Genomic DNA, 17,190 nt, shown 5'->3' on the forward strand with positions numbered 1-17,190 from the left:
GAGGAATGGGCAAGGGATGGAGAGTGCTAGGTTCAGGGGTCCGTTCCGCTCGATTGCCGTTGCTCGATCTGTAGTTGAGCCCTCTGTGTTGCTCGCTGCAATCGCTCCACCAGCACTGCACGCGACGGCAACGCGGTCAGGTACTCGGCAACGTGGATGCCCGACTTGTCCAGTTCCAGCAGCTCGATCTGCTCGCGCTTCTTGCCGGTGCAGAGGATGATTCCCAGCGGCGAGGCTTCCCCCGGCTCCCGTTCGTTCTTGTCCAGCCAGCGCAAGTAAAGCTCCATCTGCCCTTTATAGGCGGCCTTGAACTCGCCGATCTTCAATTCCACTGCCACCAGCCGCCGCAGCTTGCGGTTGTAGAACAGCAGGTCGAGGTGGAAATCCTCTTCGTCGATCTGAATGCGCTTCTGCCGGGCAAGGAAAGAAAAGCCCGCGCCCAACTCCAGCAGGAAGGATTCCATCTCACGGATGATGGCCGCCTCCAAGTCGCCTTCCTGCCAGGTGTCCCGCAGCCCCAGGAAGTCGAGGATGTACGGGTCGCGCATGACCAGCGCGGGCGACATGCGCTGTGCATCGCGCAGGGTGGCCAGTTCCTGCGCGATCGTCTCGCCCGGCTTCTTGGACAGCGCGGTGCGTTCGTATAGCATCGAGTCGATGCGCTCGCGCAGCGTCCGCACGCTCCAGTGTTCAGCACTGGCCATCTGCGCGTAGTAGTCCCGCTGGAGCGGGTCTTTCAGCGGGATCAGGGCGATGAAGTGTGTCCAGCTCAATTGTCGTATCAGTGATACGACAATTCGCTCGTCCGGGTAGGCAGCGGCGAACTGCACCATCCGGCGCAGATTCTTGACCGAAAAGCTGCTGCCGTATTCCTTCACCAGTTGCGCCGCCAAGGTCAGTACGACTTCCTCGCCGTAGTTGGCCCGACGGCCCTCCAAGACCTGCGTATGGATGCGCTGACCGATGTGCCAGTAGAGCATCGTCAGTTCGCTATTCACCGCCGAAGCAGCGCGCTTGCGCGCCGCTTCGATCAGTGCCCGGATATCGCCCAGCAGCGCCGTCGGCACTGAGGGTGACGCGATGGATGCCTTGCGCTTGCTCATGCCATCGCCTCCGCAAGGCGCCGCGCACCCGTGATGGCCTGCCGCCGGCTCGCCACCAGCTCGGCCGCATCCCGCACCGGCTTGTCCTCGGTGTGGACGTAGTGCATGAACATCGCCACGGTCTTGTGGCCCGTCAGCTTCATGCCGACCTTGGTCGGCACCCCCGAATTGGCAATGTCGGTCGTGGCCCGGTGGCGGATGCCGTGCGTGCCGACATGTGGCACGCCGGCGGCCTTGAGCACGCGCTTCCAGCCGCCATAGTGTTCGCCATGCGTCAGATGCCGGGCCGGGTCGTTGGGCGACGGCAGGACGTAGGGGCAGCTCTCCCGGCGCGGCGCCGTCGAAAGCAGCCGATAGGCTTCTTCGCTCATGGGCTTGGAAATGCCGCCGGTCTTGCTGTCGGGCCAGACCACGCGGCGCTTCTCCAGATCAATCCAGTCCCACTCCAGCGGGCAGATTTCGGAGCGGCGGGCGGCAAACTCGAATTGCAGGCGGATCGCCAGCGGGATGACGTAGTTCTCCAATCCTTCCGCCTCCAGGTGTTCCAGATGCCGGAAGATCCTCACCAGCTCGTCGTCCACGATGAGCCGGGTTTCCTTGCCGGGCGGGAACATCGGGACGTGGCGGCACGGATTGGTGCCGTCCGGACGCAGCCCCCACACTTCGGCCAGGTTGAACATCTTGCGCAGCACGCCGAAGGCACGGTTCGCCTCGGCCGGCTTGTGGGCCAGTTTCTTCATCAGCGCGGCCACGTCCGGGCGCTTCACGTCCTGCACCTTCGTCCGCCCCATGATGGGAATGATGCAGCGGTCGATGACGCCCTGATAGCCGCGCTGCGTGCTGGGCTTGTTACGCTGCTTGGAGTAGTCCTCCATGAAGGTGTGGCAATACTCCTTCATGGTCGGCGCCTTGCGGGCGGCATTCTTGGCCGCGCTGGGGTCGCCGCCCCGGCGAACCTCGGCCAGCCACTCCTGCGCCATGACGCGGGCCTGCTCGACGGTCAGCTCCCCGTACTGCCCCAGGGCAGGCTTGCGGCGCTCGCCGGCGTTCGTGCGGTACTGGAGCATGAACACCTTGCGGCCTGCCGGGGTGATCTTGCACAGGAAGCCGGGCACCACGGTATCCCGGAGTTCGATGGCCTGCGCCTGGGGCTTGGCGGCATCGACGGCGGACTTGGTGAGTTTGATTCTTGCCATGATGACTCCTCGGAAACACCGGTTTCCAAGAGCCACATGGGAGCCACGCGACCGGAAGCCGGGTCAAGTTTCGGAAAGCACCGGCATATGATGGACGCGCCTAAGTCCTTGATAAACCTGCTGTAGCGGGCTTGGGCGAAGTCCAGCGAAATACCGGGCTGGAGTCATCGTCAAACAAAAAAAGCGGTGCCTATTCGTGGCTTGCGAACGCGCGCGCAACGCCTGTACGGAGGACGGCCGGGTAGGAGAGGTGGAAGGTTCAGGCGGGTGGGCAGATCAGGCTGGCTGCTTTGCCGCGTCTTCTTCGGCGGCTTCGAGTTGGCGGTCCTGGGCGGCCTTGAGCCGGCTGACCACGTCGAGGTGCTGATGAAGGAACAGCGCTGCCTCTTCACGACTGCCGCCTTCGAGCAGGTCGAGGATGTGCAGGTGTTCCTGGCTCTGGCCGATCTGCCGCGCGCGTTCGACGTTGGAGCGATAGGCCATGAAGCGGCGCAGTTGGTTCTGTCGGCGAATGGCTTCGAGGAGGAAGACGTTGCCCGAGCAGCGCACCAGCAATTCGTGGAAGCTGGAGCCGATCTCGAACAACTGGGCACGGGACAGGGTGAAGAGTTCGCCATCCAGCAGCCGTTGCTGCCGCTGGCGGGCCTGGGCGAAGGCGCGCTTGTCGATGCGATAGCCCGGCTCGCGTAGGGCGAAGGGTTCGATGGCCATGCGGAAACGATAGCTCTGGATATGGGCTTCGCTGTCATGCAGGAAGGTATTGATCTCCCACCCCTGGCCAGGGCGGCGTTCGATCATGGCTTCGCTGGCCAGGCGGTTGAGCACCTTGAGCAACTGGCCGCGGGGAATCTGGTAACGGCGCAGCAACTCGGCCTCGAAGAAGCTGCTGCGAATGTCACCGCGCAGCATGTCGTCCACCACCCGTAGGTAGAGTTCTTCGAAGGGATCGTCCTCGCTGGGCAGGGCCGTCTGCTCGATGGTGCTGGCATTACGGGTCAGGAAGAAGCCGCGATTAGGCTCCTTGCGCGCCAGTCCCAGTTCTTCGAGAAGGGCAAAACCGCGTCGTACCGGTGAACGGGAAACCCCCAGCTCCTTGGCGAAGGCCTCTTCGCGCAACGGATCGCCGGCCTTCATCGAGCGGGCACGGGCAAGATCGATGATACGCGGGGCGAGCTGTTCGGCGAGGTCTTTTTTCATCGGGAGTCTTCTGGACGTCGGGTACCGGAGGGCAGGTACTGCAGAGGCTGGCCAGCCGGGTCTGGCGGATCGCCCTGACGTTACCATAACCACGGCCAACCAGAGCGGGCGACGGCGCCGGACGCGCCGTCGCCAGGGTCGTCAGCGAGCCGAGTACAGCGGGAACAGGCCCATGGCCATGGAGACCGCCATGAGCAGGAAGCTCAGGGCGAACGCCCATTTCATGGTGTATTTCTGGTGGTCGCTGAATTCTACCCCGGCCAGGCCCACCAGCAGATAGGTGGAAGCCACCAGCGGGCTGAGCAGGTGCACGGGTTGCCCGATCAGCGAAGCCCGGCCGATCTCCGCCGCGCCGATACCATAGGCCTCGGCCGCGTGGGCCAGCACCGGCAGTACGCCATAGTAGAAGGCATCGTTGGACATGAAGAAGGTGCCGGGGATGCTCAGCAGCGCGGTGATGGGCGCCAGGTAGTTGCCCCAGCTCTCCGGCAGGGCCCAGAGCAGCGAGCCGGACATCGCCTTGACCATGCCGGTCCCGGACAGGATGCCGGCGAAGATGCCGGCGGCGATGAAGATCGAGATCTGCGTCAGGGCCGCGGGTGCGTGGGCCGAGATACGCCGGCGCTGATCGTCCATCTGCCGGTAGTTAATGGTCAGGGCGATGCAGAACGCCACCATGAACAGGATCGGCAGCGGCAGCAGTTCGATCACTAGGCAGGTCATCAGCGCCAGCGTCAGGATGGCGTTGAACCAGAACAGCTTGGGCCGCCGCAGTTCGGCGTTTTCATCGCTCAGCGTGAGCAGATCACCCATGTCTTCGTCCATGCCGGTCGCGCGCAGCGGATTCCCCCCTGGCGCCGTTAGCAGGCCCAGCCGGCGACGCTCCTGCAGCCCCAGCCAGAACGCCAGCGCCAGGACTCCGATGAAGCTGACGATCATCGGCGGGATCAGCGGGATGAACAGCTGGCTGGTTTCCACCTGCAGCGCGGCAGCGACCCGGGCCATGGGGCCACTCCAGGGCAGCAGGTTGGTGACGCTGGCGGCGAGGATCACCACGCAGGGCAGTATCAGCGGATTCAGCCGCAAGCGGCGGAACAGCGGCAGCATGGCGGTCAGGGTGATCATGTAGGTGGTGGAGCCGTCGCCATCCAGGGAAACCATGCCGGCCAGCAAGGTGGCGAAGAGCACGGCCTTGGCGGGATCGCCTTTGATCAGCTTGATGAAGGTGCGAATGATAGGGTCGAACAGCCCGGTATCGAACATCAGGCCGAAGTAGAGGATGGCGAACATCACCATGATGGCGGTCGGCGCGACCTTGCGCAGGCCATCGATCATCATTGGCCCCATCTCCGGAGCAAAGCCGCCAATGATGGCGAAGATGATGGGGATGATGGTCAGGGCCACCAAGGGCGGCAGCCGCTTGGTCATGATCAGTGCCATGAAGGTCACGATCATTCCATAGCCGAGCAGAGAGAGCATCTGTATCTCCTGGTTCCAAAATACAACTTTTGTTGTGGTTGTCGTTGTGATCCGGTGGAGGAGCGTAATTAGCTCATGTGCAGGCCACCATTGAGGGAGAAGTCCGCACCGGTGGCGAAGGCCGATTCGTCCGAGGCGAGCCAGGAGCAGATAGAAGCAATCTCTTCCGGAGTGCCCAGGCGCCGCATAGGAATCTCGTGGACGATACGGTCCATGAGATCGGTGCGGGTCAAGGCCTTGAGCCGAGGCGTGGCGATGTAGCCGGGCGAGACGGTATTGACCGTCACCCCGCGCGCCGCCAGTTCGCGGGCCAGCGCGCGGGTGAAGCCCCGTATTGCCGACTTGGCGGTGGAGTAGTTGACCTGACCGACATGACCGAGTTGGGCGTTGACTGAAGAGATATTGATGATCCGGCCCCAGCCGCGGGAGGTCATGCCATCGATCACCTGGCGGGTGACATTGAACAGCGAGTTGAGGTTGGTATCGATGACGGTCTGCCAGTCGCCCGGCTGCATGTCGCGGAACACCACGTTGCAGGCGGTGCCGGCGTTGTTGACCAGCACATCGATCGGTCCGACCTCGTCGCGGATCTTGGCGAAGGCGGCGCGCGTGGATTCCCAATCGGCGACGTTGCCTTCGGCGGCGATGAACTCGAAGCCCAGCTTGCGCTGCTGCGCGAGCCAGTCGGTCTTGAGTGGTGAATCCGGTCCGCAGCCAGCGATGACGGTGAAGCCGTCCCGGGCCAGGCGTTGGCAGACGGCAGTACCCAAGCCGCCCATGCCGGCGGTGACGAAGGCGATACGCTTGCTCATGTGTTGCTCTCCTGTTGTCGTTTTTGTCAGTTGCGAGCCCTTGTACGAGCAAGGTACGGTGCGTCATATTGTTCTGTAAACATCTAAAATACAATTTGTCGACGTTCTGCGCGTTTCCTGTCGGCCGTCGAAGTCTTCCACGGCAACGGGCAGTTCTGTCGGGACTGAGAACTAGAACGAGTAACCAGAGAGGCTTACATGACCCCGGAAAGTCGCTTGCGTGAAGAAATTTGTACGAATCGGCGAAAACTTCTATCGACGCGGCTACTGCGTCGGCAGCGCTGGCAACATCAGTGCGCGCCTCGAGGATGGCTGGCTGATCACCCCTACCGATGCCTGCCTGGGCCGCCTCGATCCGGTGGCGATTGCCAAGGTCAGCAGCAGGGGCGAATGGCTATCGGGGGACAAACCTTCGAAGACCTTGACGCTGCATCGGCGGATCTATGAGCGGGCCACTAGCGCGAATGCGGTGGTCCATACTCATTCCACCTCCCTCGTCGCGCTCACGTTGCTGGAATGCTGGCGCAGCGATGCCATCCTGCCGCCTATCACGCCCTACCAGGTCATGAAGGTCGGGCGCATTCCGTTGATTCGCTATCGCCGGCCCGGTGCCTCCGAGGTGGCCGACGAGGTCGCCCAGTTGGCGGCGGAGGTCCGCGGCGTGATGCTGGAGCGACTGGGCCCGGTCCTCTGGGAAAGCTCGGTGAGCCGGGCCAGCTATGCCCTTGAAGAATTGGAGGAGACGGCGCGTCTGTGGCTGCAGACCACGCCTCGCCCCGCGCCTCTAGATGATGTTGCCGTGGCCGAACTGAGCGCCGTCTTCGGAGCTAGTTGGTGAGCGGGCCCCTCTCGCAGGCATCCGACTCAGGGGCTTCGTGGGTATTCACGGGCTCCGGAGCGGTCCTGGGCTGCTATCGCTTCCAGCCGGAAGCGGGTGAGCTGGAATGGATCATCGAAAGGGCGCTACCCGCCAAGATCCAGTACGCCACCTTCGATCCGCAGCGACGGCTGGTCTATGTGGCCGTGAGTGATGCTGGCGCGGGCGTAACCGGCGCCCCGGGGCACCTCCACCAGTTACACACACTCGGCCTGGATACCTTACCGGCAGCGCCACGCATCATCTGCGAGCCACTGACGTTGCCGGAACGACCGATCCACGTAGCCTTGGATACCCAGGGCGCTGCCTTGCTGATCGCCTTCAACCGGTCCGGGAGCATCGCCCGAGTGGCATTGGATACCCTGGGCTGTCCACGCAACGAGCCGGTGACTACCTTGCCCGCCGGCATATTCACCCATCAGGTTCTTCCAGCTCCCAACGGCCAGTATGTGATCGCCTTGAGTCGTGGCAATGCGGCCACGGCAGGACGGGAAGAAGAGCGGGGTAGTGTTCATCTCTACCGGTACCGGGCGGGGGCGCTGCTAGAAACTGGCTATCACCCCTGTGAGCCACAGCTTGGCCCCCGTCACCTGGCCTTCCATCCCATGAGGCCTTGGCTATACATGGCCATGGAGCGAGGAAATGCGCTGCGTCACCACCACCTCGATGAGCAAGGCGAACCGGTCTTTCCGGCCGTCGACCACGTGCCCACTCTGCGAGATGCAGAGCACGGGCGGCTGGACCGGCAGAAAGGAGGCTGTCTGGTCTGCCATCCCAACGGCCGCCATCTTTACGTCAGCAATCGCTCAGACATCATTGAAATGCGAGGTGGTCGCCCCGAGCTCAGTGCTGGTGAAAATACGATTGCCGTCTTCGCGCTCGATCAGCTCACTGGCGCGCCGCGTCTAGTCCAGCAATTAGACAGCGGCGGAATAGAGCCACGTTGCCTCGCGATCGACGGTTCGGGTCGCTGGCTTATCGTCGGAAATCAACTGCCCGCCTGGCTGCCAGCGGCCGCGCGTTATCAGCCGGCCAACTTGGCTGTCTTTCGCATCGGTGAGGAAGGTCGGCTGGATTACCACGGCCAACACCAGCTGGCAGCGTACGCCAGCCTGTTCTGGCTGGACGTACTTCCCGCCTAAGGGGCCAGACGGCTGTTCGCTCAGCTACGCGGCAAGGCGTCCGGGTCCAACCGCGAGGTTGTCGGCGCCGACAGGGGGGCGCTCGTGGATGGAGTAGCGTCCGCCTTCAGTTCAGGTTCTGGCCGCCGCTCCAACGCGGCGTGCATCCGCTCCAGGTCCAGCGAACCCTCCCATTTGGCGATCACCACACCGGCGACGGCATTGCCGATGATGGACGTTAAAGCCCGCGCCTCGCCCATGAACCGATCGATACCCACCAGCAAGGCGATTGCACTAAGAGGTAGCACCTGCACCGCGCTCAAGGTAGCCGCGAGCGCTACGAAGCCACCGCCCGGAACGCCGCTCATGCCCTTGGACGTAAACAGGCCGATCCCAAGGATGGTGAGCTGCTGCATCAGGGTCAGCGGGGTATCGGTCGCCTGGGCGATGAATAGCACCGACATGGTGAGGTAGATGCAGACGCCGTCCAGATTGAAAGCGTAGCCAGTGGGGATCACCAGGCCGACCACCTCTTTCTTGCAGCCAGCCTTTTCCAGTTTCTGTAGAAGACCAGGCAGGGCTGGTTCGGCGCTGGCGGTACCCAGGGTGATCAGCAATTCGGTCTTCAGGTAGGCCAGGAACTTGAACAGGTTGATGCCGCATGCCTGCAGGATGCCGCCCAGCACCAGGCCGATGAAGAGAATGCAGGTGACATAGAAGGTCAGCATCAAGTAACCGAGCGAGGCAAGGCTGCCGATACCGTACTTCCCGACGGTGAAGGCGATCGCGCCGAAGGCTCCCAAGGGAGCGAATTTCATCAGATAGCCGATGATCGAGAACAGAGTGGTCAGGCACTGATCGATAACGTCCACCAGTCCGCGCACCCTGTCTCCGCCTTGGGCCAGCGCCATGCCAAACAGCACGGCCAGAAACACCACCGGCAGGATCTCGCCGTGCACGAAGGCGCCGACCAGCGTCTCGGGGATGATGTGCAGGAAAAATTCCTTCAGCGACTGTTCGGCGGCCACCTTGGCATAGCCGGCGACCGCGTTCAGGTCCAGCGAGCGGGGATCGACGTGCATGCCGGCACCCGGCTGCATCAGATGGGCCACCAGGATGCCGATCAGCAGGGCCAGGGTGGTGACCACCTCGAAGTAGAGCAGCGCCTTGGCGCCCACGCGACCGACCGCCTTGACGTCGCCCATCCGGGCAATGCCGACCACGACGGTGGCGAAGACTACCGGTGCCACCAGCATTTTGATCAGCTTGATGAAGGCATCGCCCAAAACCTTGAGCTGGACGGCGGCCTGGGCGTCGACCAGGGCGAACAGAGCGCCCAAGACGACCCCGATGAGGACTTGGACATAGAGCGGGGGCATACGACGGGAGATAGCTGACGCCATGGTCGAGCTCCTTGACTACGGTGTTGTTATTGTCGAGCTCCACTCATGAGGAGCTATCGGGGTAGTATTTATTGTTCTTCAATAAATCAAAATACAATCTAGATCAAGTCGGGACGTCCGGCAATGCTGGCAGACGCTCGCTCCAGAGCACTGTGCGTGGGCAATGAAGAGGATGTGACAGGGTGGGCAGGCGGACCCTTGGGGTCCGCCACTACAACAGGGCGCGGCGTCTAGGCGTCGCTGTCACCCAGGGTCTTGCGGATCACATACGGCAGGATGCCGCCCTGGCGCAGGTAGAGGATCTCCTGGCTGGAATCCAGCGGCAGCTCCAGCGTGACGCTGGCCTGGCGACCGTCCGAGCGGGTGATCTGTAGGGTGATAGGATTCAATCCGACGCGCAGCTCGTCCAAGCCATAGAAGTCCAGGCGTTCATCGCCGGTCAGGGCCAGGGTGTCGGCGCCTTGTCCCGCCGGAAAACGTACCGGGAAGATGCCCATCCCGATAAGGTTGCTGCGGTGGATGCGTTCGAAGCTTTGCGCCACCACCAGCCGCACGCCGAGGGTCGCCTGAGCTTTCGCAGCCCAGTCGCGACTGGAGCCGGCGCCGTAGTTGATGCCGGCGAAGACCACCAGAGGAGTACCCTGGCGGACCCAGCTGAGGGCCGCGTCATACACCGGAAAGACCTCGCCGTCGGCTGCCCGCGCCCAGCCACCCTGGCCAGGATGCTCCGGCAGCAGGCGATTCTTTACCGCGCGGTTGACGAAGGCGCCGCGCATCATCACCTCGTGATTGCTACGGCGCGTCGAGTACTGATTGAGGTCTTCCGGCGCCTCGCCATGGGCCACCAGCCAGCGGCCGGCCGGGCTGTCCAGGGGAATGGCACTGGCCGGCGAGATGTGGTCGGTGGTGATGTTGTCACCCAGCACCATCAGCGCCCGGGCGTCGCGCACGGTCAGCGACGCGGGCGGCTCCGGCGTGATGCCCTGCAGATAGATCGGACGGCGCAGATAGGTCGAGCTCGGTGACCAGGGAAAGCGCACGCTGCCCTCTGCCGACAACGCCTGCCAGTGGTGGGTGCCGTCCCAGAGGGTGGCGTTGCGCTGGCGGAACAGTTCGGGCCGCACCGTTGCGCGGACCAGGGCCTGGACGTCGTCATCGTCCGGCATCAGGTCGCGCAGGTAGACCGGCTGACCGGCTTGATCCAGGCCCAGCACGGCCTGTTCGAGATCGACGTCGATACTGCCGGCGAGGGCATAGGCGACTACGAGGGCCGGCGAAGCCAGGTAGCCGAATTGCGCCTTGGGATTGACCCGGCCTTCGAAGTTGCGATTGCCCGAGAGCACTACCACCGTTTTCAGGCCCTGATCGGCGAAGGCTTCCACATGAGGTTCGAACTTGCCCGAGTTGCCGATGCAGGTCATGCAGCCGAAACCCGCCAGCTCGAAACCAAGGGCGGCGAAGTCGCTCAGCAGGTCGGCGTCCTGCAGGTAGTCGGCCACTACCCGGGAGCCAGGCGATAGGGAGGTCTTCACCCAGGGCTTGCGCGTGAGGCCACGCGCCCGCGCCCGTCGCGCCAGCAGCCCCGCCTGGATCATCTGGCTCGGATTGGCGGTATTGGTGCAACTGGTGATGGCGGCGATGGAGATGGCGCCGTGGGTCAGCGGCTGGCCAAAACTCGGCTCGAAATAATCCGCCGGGGCAGGGGTGGAGCGGGCGATCAACGCCGTATCCGGTTCGGCACGGACCTGGGCACGAAAGGAGTTGGCGGCTTCAGCCAGTGGCTGCCACTGATGCGGCTGGTGCGGACCGGCCACGCTTGGCTCGATGCTGGCGAGATCCAGCGTGATGACCTCGGTGAAGGTGGGCTCGGGATCTTCGTCGTGGCGCCACAGGGTTTGCACCTCCAGGTAAGCGGCGACCCGCTCGCGCAGCTCGGGGCTGCGGCCGGTGAGCTCGAGGTACTCCATGGTCACCGTATCGAAGGGAAAGAACACCACGGTCGCGCCGTATTCCGGTGCCATGTTGGACAGGGTGCCGCGGGCGGCCCAACTCAGGCCCGACAGGCCCGGTCCGCAGAATTCGACGAACTTGCCCACCACGCCGCGCTGCCGCAGCAACTGGGTGACTTTCAAGGAAAGGTCGGTGGCGGTCACCCCCGGACGCAGCGTGTTGGTGAGGCGGATACCGATGACCTCGGGAAAGCTGATCGGTACCGGTTCGCCCAGCATGGCCGCCTGGCCTTCCAGACCGCCGACGCCCCAACCCAGGATGCCGATGGCATTGATCATCGGCGTATGGCTGTCGGTGGCGACCATGTCGTCCGGGTGCAGCAGCGGCTGGCCGTCGCTGGTCTCGCTTTCCCAGACTACGGTGCCCAGCGACTCCATGTTGACCTGGTGGATGATGCCGGTGCCCGGTGGCACCACCTTGAAGTTGTCCAGGCTCTTCTGCGCCCACTTGATGAACTGGTAGCGCTCGGTGTTGCGGCGATAGTCGATGTCCAGATTGGCTTCCACCGCGCCCGGCTCGGCGAAGCGCTCGACGATCACCGAGTGATCGATGGTCAGCACCGCCGGGATGCGCGGATTCATCCGGCTCGGATCGCCGCCCAGTTCGGCCACCATGTCGCGCATGCCGGCGAAGTCGGCCAGGGCGGGCAGGCAGGTGGTGTCATGGAACATCAGGCGGTTGGGCAGGAACGGCGCCTCGCATGGCGGGCCTTCACCGCGGGCCCGGGCCAGCACCGGCGGTAGCGCCTCGGGAAAGCAGCGGGCGACGTTTTCCACCAGCAGGCGCAGGGAATAGGGCAGGCGGGCCAGGGTGTCGGCGTCGAACAGGCGCTTGAGATCGGCATAGGCGTAATGCCGGTCACCGAGGGTGAGCTGGCCGGTGTAGGCGGAATCCAGGGCAAACTTCATGGGCTATCCGGTCCGGTTGCGAGAGGGTAGAGAGGTAGGGGAATGCTAGGAGAGCCGGCATCACCCGGAAATTGGTATCTGGCCAACGCAGCGTTCTCGGTCCGCGAACGCTGGATTTCAGGCTTGGCAAATATTGTTCTGTATTGATATAAAAGACAATATTAATGACCTGAAATCATTGCGGGCCGCTGCTGCCCAAGGGACGTCAGTCCCCAAATAGACGAGGTCCACCTTGCTTACCGCCCTGTCCGATCCGGTCTTCCTGACCAGTCTGCTCCAGATCGTCATCATCGATATTCTGCTTGGCGGCGATAACGCCGTGGTCATCGCCCTGGCCTGTCGGCGCCTGCCGGACGCGCAACGTCGCAAGGCCATCCTGGGTGGCGTGGCCGGGGCCGTCATCCTGCGCATCCTGCTGCTGTTCGTCGTCAGCTACGTGCTGGGCTGGCCGCTGCTCAAGGTGGTGGGCGGCGTGCTGCTGCTGTGGATCGGCATCAAGCTGCTGGTGCCCGAGGACGACGAGGCCGACGTCAAGGCCGGTACCACCCTGGGCCAGGCGATCTGGATCATCATGGTGGCCGATGTGGTAATGAGTCTGGATAACGTCATCGCCGTGGCCGGCGCGGCTCAGGGCCATCTGGGCCTGGCCGTCACCGGGGTGCTCATCAGCATCCCCATCATCATCTTCGGCAGCCAGCTCATCCTGAAGCTCATGGAAAGGTTTCGCTGGCTGGTAGTGGCCGGCGCGGCACTGCTCGGCTGGATCGCCGGCAAGCTGATTGCCAGCGATGAACTGCTGCAGGGGTGGCTCGGTACCGGCGACATGCACTGGGTCCCCTATGCCGCCGGCGTCCTCGGCGTCTTCATCGTGGTCGTGACCGGCCAGTTGCTGGCACGGCGAACGGTAACGGCCTGACCGATCTTTCGACCACCAAGGAGCACCACCATGACCTTCAAGACCACCGACCTCTGCGACGCACATGGCGACCAGGCGCGGGTCCTGCAGCCTATCTTCCAGGACCTGGGCGGCCGCACCGATTTCGCCGGACCGGCGCTGACGGTCAGGTGCTTCGAGGACAACTCGCGCATCAAGGAGCTCAGCCAGCAGCCGGGCGGGGGGCGCGTGCTGGTGGTCGATGGCGGTGGCAGCTACCGCTGCGCGCTGCTCGGCGATATCATTGCCGAGGACCTGGTGAAGAACGGCTGGGCCGGTGCGCTCATCTATGGCCAGGTCCGCGACAAGGCGGTGCTGACCGGGTTGCCGCTGGCCATCAAGGCGCTGGGCGTCTCGCCGCGCAAGTCGGTCAAGCGTAACGAAGGCCAGATCGGCGAGCCGGTGACCTTCGCCGGGCAGACGATCCGCAGCGGCGATCAGCTCTACGCCGACGCCGACGGCGTGATCATCCTCGACGTCCGCTAGGCGCTTCCGCCAGCTACCCGCCGCCCTTCCTGGAGCGCTATCACCATGACCGCCGCCAAGCGCATCTTTCTGATTCACGCCACCCGCATCGCCATCGAGCCCATCAGCGCGGCCTTCGCCCAGGATTGGCCCCAGGCGCTGCGCTTCGATCTCTGGGACGATTCGCTGTCGAAAGACGCCAGCGCCGCTGGCGGCAGTACGTCAGCGCTGGACCAGCGCATTCAGGACCTGGCCGAGCATGCCTTTCGCGCCCAGGCCGACGCCGTGCTCTTTACCTGCTCGGCCTTTTCCAGCGCCATCGAAGCCTGCCAGCGCCGCCATCAGCGACCGATCCTCAAGCCCAACGAGGCCATGGTGCAGGATGCCCTGGCCAGGGGCGGTCGCATCGCCGCCCTGACCACCTTCGGCCCGGCGGGCGCGGCCATCGTCAGCGACTTCGAGGTCGAGGCAAGCCGCCGCGGCCAGACGGTAGATATCTCACCGATCCTTTGCGAAGGCGCGCTGGAAGCCCTGCATGCGGGAGACCAGGCCCGCCACGACGCCCTTATCGCCGCGGCTGCAGAGCGGCTACGCGGCGACTATGACGTGCTCTGCTTCGCACAGTTTTCCATGACCGCCGCGCAATCGGCCAGCGAAGCCGCCTGGGGCGGCTCGGTGCTTACCACGCCGGCCAGCGCCGTGCGGCGCCTGCGACAGCTGTTTGAAGGCTAGGACCTTTCCAGCGGTCGAATTCACCCGGTCCCGCATCTCCGTGCATATGGTTAGTCAAATTCCGTCTTTACCAAAAGTTATAACAGCTCATTAGCCTATAACGCTTTCGGGTGGCCAGTCGGCACGGAGCGTAAGGATGAGCAGGGTAGGGAAGGGCTTGGCAGTTATCGCTGCCATGGTGGGTGTCCTGGGCTTCGCGGGCACTGCCGCGGCCGAGGGCAAGATCAGCATCGCCCAGCAATTCGGCATCGGCTACCTGATCCTCGACGTGGTGCGCGATCAGAAATTGATCGAGAAGCACGGCAAGCAGGCCGGCCTGGATATCCAGGTGGACTGGAACAGCATCTCCGGTGCCACCGCCATGAACGAAGCGCTGCTGGCCGGCGCCCTGGACGTGGTCTCGGCCGGGGTGCCACCGATGCTGACCGTCTGGGATCGCACCCGCGGGCGGCAGAACGTCAAGGCCATCGCCGCCCTGGGCTCCATGCCCAACTACCTGCTGAGCAATCGCGCCGAGGTCAGGTCGATCAAGGATCTGACCGACCAGGACCGCATCGCCGTGCCGGCCGCGGGCGTGGGCTTCCAGTCCCGTACCTTGCAGATCGAGACGGCCAAGGTCTTCGGCGACGCCCAGTTCAAGAAATTCGATTCGATCAGCGTGAGCCTGCCGCATCCCGATGCCAATGCCGCCCTGGCCGCCGGTGGCTCCGAGATCACTACCCACTTCTCCAGCCCGCCATTCCAGTACCAGGCGCTGGAGAATCCCCGGGTCCACCGCATCCTCAGCAGCTACGACGTGCTCGGCGGACCGGGCACCTTCAACGTGCTCTACACCACCGAGAAATTCCACGACGAGAACCCCAAGACCTACCGCGCCTTCTACGACGCCCTGGTGGAGGCCGCCGCCTTCATCCGCGCCAACAAGGCCGCCGCTGCCGAGGCGTACATCCGGGTGGAAGACTCCAAGCTGCCACTGGCCCTGGTGCAACGCATCGTCGAGGACCCGGAGATCGACTTCACCGTCGAGCCGCAGCGCACCTTCGTCTACGCCCAGAAGCTGCACGAGCTGGGCGTGCTGAAACACCAGGCAGCCTCCTGGCAGGACTATTTCTTCCCTGAAGCCCACGAGCGTCCCGGCAGTTGAGCCGGACCACCAAGGAGAAAACTCCATGACTCTCGCCGCCCAAACCCTGGCCGCCCGCCAGCCTTTCGAGATCCGCCCCTTCGGCAACCTGGGGGCCGAGATCGTCGGTATCGATCTGGCCCAGCCACTCAATGCCGAAGACTTCGCCCGGGTACATCGTGCCCATCTGGAGCACCATGTGGTGGTGTTCCGCGACCAGCGCATCACCCCCGAGCAGCAGATCGCCTTCAGCCGTCGTTTTGGTGAGCTGCAGATCCACGTGCTCAAGCAATTCCACCTGGCCGGTCACCCGGAAATCCTCATCGTCTCCAACATCATCGAGGACGGTCAGCCCATCGGTCTCGGCGACGCCGGAAAGTTCTGGCACTCGGATCTTTCCTACAAGGAACTGCCGAGCCTGGGCTCGATGCTGCATGCCCAGGAGTTACCGGAGGAGGGTGGCGATACCCTGTTCGCCAACATGCACCTGGCCTACGACACCCTGCCAGAGGCGCTCAAGCGCCAGCTGGAGGGCCTGCAGGCCGAGCATTCCTATACCGCCACCTACGCCAAGCCCAAGTTCGAGGGCAACTGGCGGCCGACCCTGACCGCTGCGCAACTGGCCGAGGTCAAGGCGGTGGTGCATCCGGTGGTGCGCACCCACCCGGAGAACGGCCGCAAGGCGCTGTTCGTCAGCGAAGGCTTCACCACCCATATCGTCGGCTTGCCGGAAGACGAGAGTCGCGACCTGCTCGACCAGCTGTACGCCCACAGCGTCAAGCCCGAGCACCTCTATCGCCACCAGTGGCAACCCCATGACCTGGTGTTCTGGGACAACCGCTCGCTGCTGCACCTGGCGGCCGGCTGCCCCAACCATATGAGGCGCAAGCTGTATCGCACCACCATCCAGGGCGACGCGCCCTTCTAATGTGGGAGACGACCATGAACGCCCCTCTCGCTTCCCGTCCGCACCTGACCCTGGCGCAGACCCAACCGCTGTTGCAGGTGCAGGACCTCGACCTCGAATACCGCACTCGCGAACGCCGGGTGCGGGCTACCCACCAGGTGTCCTTCGAGGTGCATGGCGCCGATCGCTTCGTACTGCTCGGTCCGTCTGGCTGCGGCAAGTCCAGCTTGCTCAAGTCGGTAGCGGGTTTCCTGCCGCCGCTGAACGGTGAGATTCGTCTGGAGGGCCAGCCGGTCAAGGGACCCGGACCGGATCGGATCGTGGTGTTCCAGGAGTTCGATCAACTGCCGCCCTGGAAGACGGTGCTGGAAAACACCATGTTCCCGCTGCTCGCCAGTCGCCAGGCCAGTCGTGGCGAGGCCCGGGAGCGGGCGCTGCACTACCTGGACAAGGTCGGCCTGGCGCGTTTCATCGACGCCTATCCGCACCATCTCTCCGGCGGCATGAAGCAGCGGGTGGCCATCGCCCGCGCCCTGGCCATGCAGCCCAAGGTGCTGCTGATGGACGAGCCCTTCGCCGCCCTGGATGCCCTGACCCGGCGCAAGATGCAGGAAGAGCTGCTGGCCCTCTGGGACGAGGTGCGCTTCACCCTGTTGTTCGTCACCCATTCCATCGAGGAGGCGCTGGTGGTGGGCAATCGCATCCTGCTGCTGTCGCCCCATCCAGGGCGGGTGCGGGCCGAACTCAACTGCCACCAGTTCGGCCTCGAAGACTTCGGCGGCACCGAATTCCAGAGCACCGCGCTGCGCATCCACAACCTGCTGTTCCCCGACGATGTCCAGACGCTGCCACCGGAGGTGGCCGACGAACGCCTGCGCCTGCAGCAGGCCATCGTCCAGGGCCGCATTTCCTACTAGCAGTTC

14 protein-coding genes and 1 pseudogene are annotated in these 17,190 nt (G+C 64.0%); 8 read left to right on the top strand and 7 right to left on the bottom strand.

Going from position 1 to position 17,190, the window contains the following annotated elements; genetic code table 11:
• Positions 1 to 32: 32 nt before the first annotated feature.
• From RND78_RS14400 to phbB, 5 genes are all read right to left on the bottom strand, one after another.
• Entirely contained in the window at positions 33 to 1,103 is a 1,071-nt protein-coding gene (locus tag RND78_RS14400) for a PDDEXK nuclease domain-containing protein (RefSeq protein ID WP_312729671.1), read from the bottom strand.
• The gene (locus RND78_RS14405) at positions 1,100 to 2,299 is read right to left on the bottom strand and encodes a tyrosine-type recombinase/integrase (protein ID WP_312729673.1); all 1,200 of its coding nucleotides are present in this window, start codon (positions 2,297 to 2,299) and stop codon (positions 1,100 to 1,102) included. The genes RND78_RS14400 and RND78_RS14405 overlap by 4 nt, the downstream gene beginning before the upstream one ends.
• A gap of 276 nt (positions 2,300 to 2,575) precedes the next feature.
• Positions 2,576 to 3,496 (bottom strand): GntR family transcriptional regulator, encoded by a 921-nt coding sequence (locus RND78_RS14410; protein WP_312729674.1) that lies wholly within the window; start codon positions 3,494 to 3,496, stop codon positions 2,576 to 2,578.
• A 141-nt stretch (positions 3,497 to 3,637) separates the two neighbouring features.
• The gene (locus RND78_RS14415; RefSeq protein WP_312729676.1) at positions 3,638 to 4,975 is read right to left on the bottom strand and encodes a citrate:proton symporter; all 1,338 of its coding nucleotides are present in this window, start codon (positions 4,973 to 4,975) and stop codon (positions 3,638 to 3,640) included.
• A gap of 68 nt (positions 4,976 to 5,043) precedes the next feature.
• On the bottom strand, positions 5,044 to 5,787 hold the full coding sequence (phbB, locus tag RND78_RS14420; protein ID WP_059232452.1) for an acetoacetyl-CoA reductase: 744 nt from the start codon (positions 5,785 to 5,787) through the stop codon (positions 5,044 to 5,046).
• Positions 5,788 to 5,985: 198 nt separating this feature from the next.
• On the opposite strand from phbB, the pseudogene RND78_RS14425 reads away from it, so the two are divergent.
• A pseudogene (locus RND78_RS14425) lies at positions 5,986 to 6,625 on the top strand (aldolase).
• On the top strand, positions 6,622 to 7,806 hold the full coding sequence (locus tag RND78_RS14430) for a beta-propeller fold lactonase family protein (RefSeq protein ID WP_312729679.1): 1,185 nt from the start codon (positions 6,622 to 6,624) through the stop codon (positions 7,804 to 7,806). The pseudogene RND78_RS14425 and the gene RND78_RS14430 overlap by 4 nt, the downstream one beginning before the upstream one ends.
• A 20-nt stretch (positions 7,807 to 7,826) precedes the next feature.
• Here RND78_RS14430 and dctA read toward each other — a convergent pair whose 3' ends face one another.
• Both dctA and acnA read right to left on the bottom strand, forming a co-directional pair.
• Positions 7,827 to 9,188 carry a C4-dicarboxylate transporter DctA gene (gene dctA / locus RND78_RS14435; RefSeq protein WP_059232455.1) on the bottom strand — a complete coding sequence of 454 codons (1,362 nt, stop codon included), beginning with the start codon at positions 9,186 to 9,188 and terminating at the stop codon, positions 7,827 to 7,829.
• Positions 9,189 to 9,418: 230 nt separating this feature from the next.
• Positions 9,419 to 12,106, bottom strand: coding sequence for an aconitate hydratase AcnA (acnA, locus tag RND78_RS14440; protein ID WP_312729681.1), 2,688 nt, complete (start codon positions 12,104 to 12,106; stop codon positions 9,419 to 9,421).
• A gap of 232 nt (positions 12,107 to 12,338) precedes the next feature.
• Here acnA and RND78_RS14445 point away from each other — a divergent pair, with 232 nt between their 5' ends.
• From RND78_RS14445 to RND78_RS14470, 6 genes are all read left to right on the top strand, one after another.
• Complete coding sequence (locus tag RND78_RS14445; protein ID WP_312729682.1) at positions 12,339 to 13,022, top strand: TerC family protein; 684 nt, start codon at positions 12,339 to 12,341, stop codon at positions 13,020 to 13,022.
• Between the two features lie 30 nt (positions 13,023 to 13,052).
• Positions 13,053 to 13,526 carry a ribonuclease E activity regulator RraA gene (gene rraA, locus RND78_RS14450; protein ID WP_312729683.1) on the top strand — a complete coding sequence of 158 codons (474 nt, stop codon included), beginning with the start codon at positions 13,053 to 13,055 and terminating at the stop codon, positions 13,524 to 13,526.
• Positions 13,527 to 13,571: 45 nt separating this feature from the next.
• Complete coding sequence (locus RND78_RS14455; protein ID WP_312729685.1) at positions 13,572 to 14,237, top strand: aspartate/glutamate racemase family protein; 666 nt, start codon at positions 13,572 to 13,574, stop codon at positions 14,235 to 14,237.
• A gap of 136 nt (positions 14,238 to 14,373) precedes the next feature.
• The gene (locus RND78_RS14460) at positions 14,374 to 15,381 is read left to right on the top strand and encodes an ABC transporter substrate-binding protein (RefSeq protein WP_312729687.1); all 1,008 of its coding nucleotides are present in this window, start codon (positions 14,374 to 14,376) and stop codon (positions 15,379 to 15,381) included.
• 25 nt (positions 15,382 to 15,406) lie between these two features.
• Positions 15,407 to 16,288 (top strand): TauD/TfdA family dioxygenase, encoded by an 882-nt coding sequence (locus RND78_RS14465; RefSeq protein WP_312729688.1) that lies wholly within the window; start codon positions 15,407 to 15,409, stop codon positions 16,286 to 16,288.
• Positions 16,289 to 16,302: 14 nt separating this feature from the next.
• Positions 16,303 to 17,184, top strand: a complete 882-nt coding sequence (locus RND78_RS14470; protein WP_312729690.1) for an ABC transporter ATP-binding protein — start codon at positions 16,303 to 16,305, stop codon at positions 17,182 to 17,184.
• Positions 17,185 to 17,190: the final 6 nt, after the last annotated feature.

This window comes from Pseudomonas oryzihabitans (genome assembly GCF_032027545.1).
GTDB classification, from domain to species: domain Bacteria; phylum Pseudomonadota; class Gammaproteobacteria; order Pseudomonadales; family Pseudomonadaceae; genus Chryseomonas; species Chryseomonas oryzihabitans_F.

Bases quoted from the DNA above. Each gene is read 5' to 3' on its own strand.
- RND78_RS14415 (WP_312729676.1), bottom strand. From the start codon at position 4,975: ATGCTCTCTCTGCTCGGCTATGGAATGATCGTGACCTTCATGGCACTG.
- RND78_RS14460 (WP_312729687.1), top strand. From the start codon at position 14,374: ATGAGCAGGGTAGGGAAGGGCTTGGCAGTTATCGCTGCCATGGTGGGT.
- RND78_RS14470 (WP_312729690.1), top strand. From the start codon at position 16,303: ATGAACGCCCCTCTCGCTTCCCGTCCGCACCTGACCCTGGCGCAGACC.
- acnA (WP_312729681.1), bottom strand. From the start codon at position 12,106: ATGAAGTTTGCCCTGGATTCCGCCTACACCGGCCAGCTCACCCTCGGT.
- rraA (WP_312729683.1), top strand. From the start codon at position 13,053: ATGACCTTCAAGACCACCGACCTCTGCGACGCACATGGCGACCAGGCG.
- dctA (WP_059232455.1), bottom strand. From the start codon at position 9,188: ATGGCGTCAGCTATCTCCCGTCGTATGCCCCCGCTCTATGTCCAAGTC.
- RND78_RS14400 (WP_312729671.1), bottom strand. From the start codon at position 1,103: ATGAGCAAGCGCAAGGCATCCATCGCGTCACCCTCAGTGCCGACGGCG.
- RND78_RS14405 (WP_312729673.1), bottom strand. From the start codon at position 2,299: ATGGCAAGAATCAAACTCACCAAGTCCGCCGTCGATGCCGCCAAGCCC.
- RND78_RS14455 (WP_312729685.1), top strand. From the start codon at position 13,572: ATGACCGCCGCCAAGCGCATCTTTCTGATTCACGCCACCCGCATCGCC.
- phbB (WP_059232452.1), bottom strand. From the start codon at position 5,787: ATGAGCAAGCGTATCGCCTTCGTCACCGCCGGCATGGGCGGCTTGGGT.
- RND78_RS14410 (WP_312729674.1), bottom strand. From the start codon at position 3,496: ATGAAAAAAGACCTCGCCGAACAGCTCGCCCCGCGTATCATCGATCTT.
- RND78_RS14465 (WP_312729688.1), top strand. From the start codon at position 15,407: ATGACTCTCGCCGCCCAAACCCTGGCCGCCCGCCAGCCTTTCGAGATC.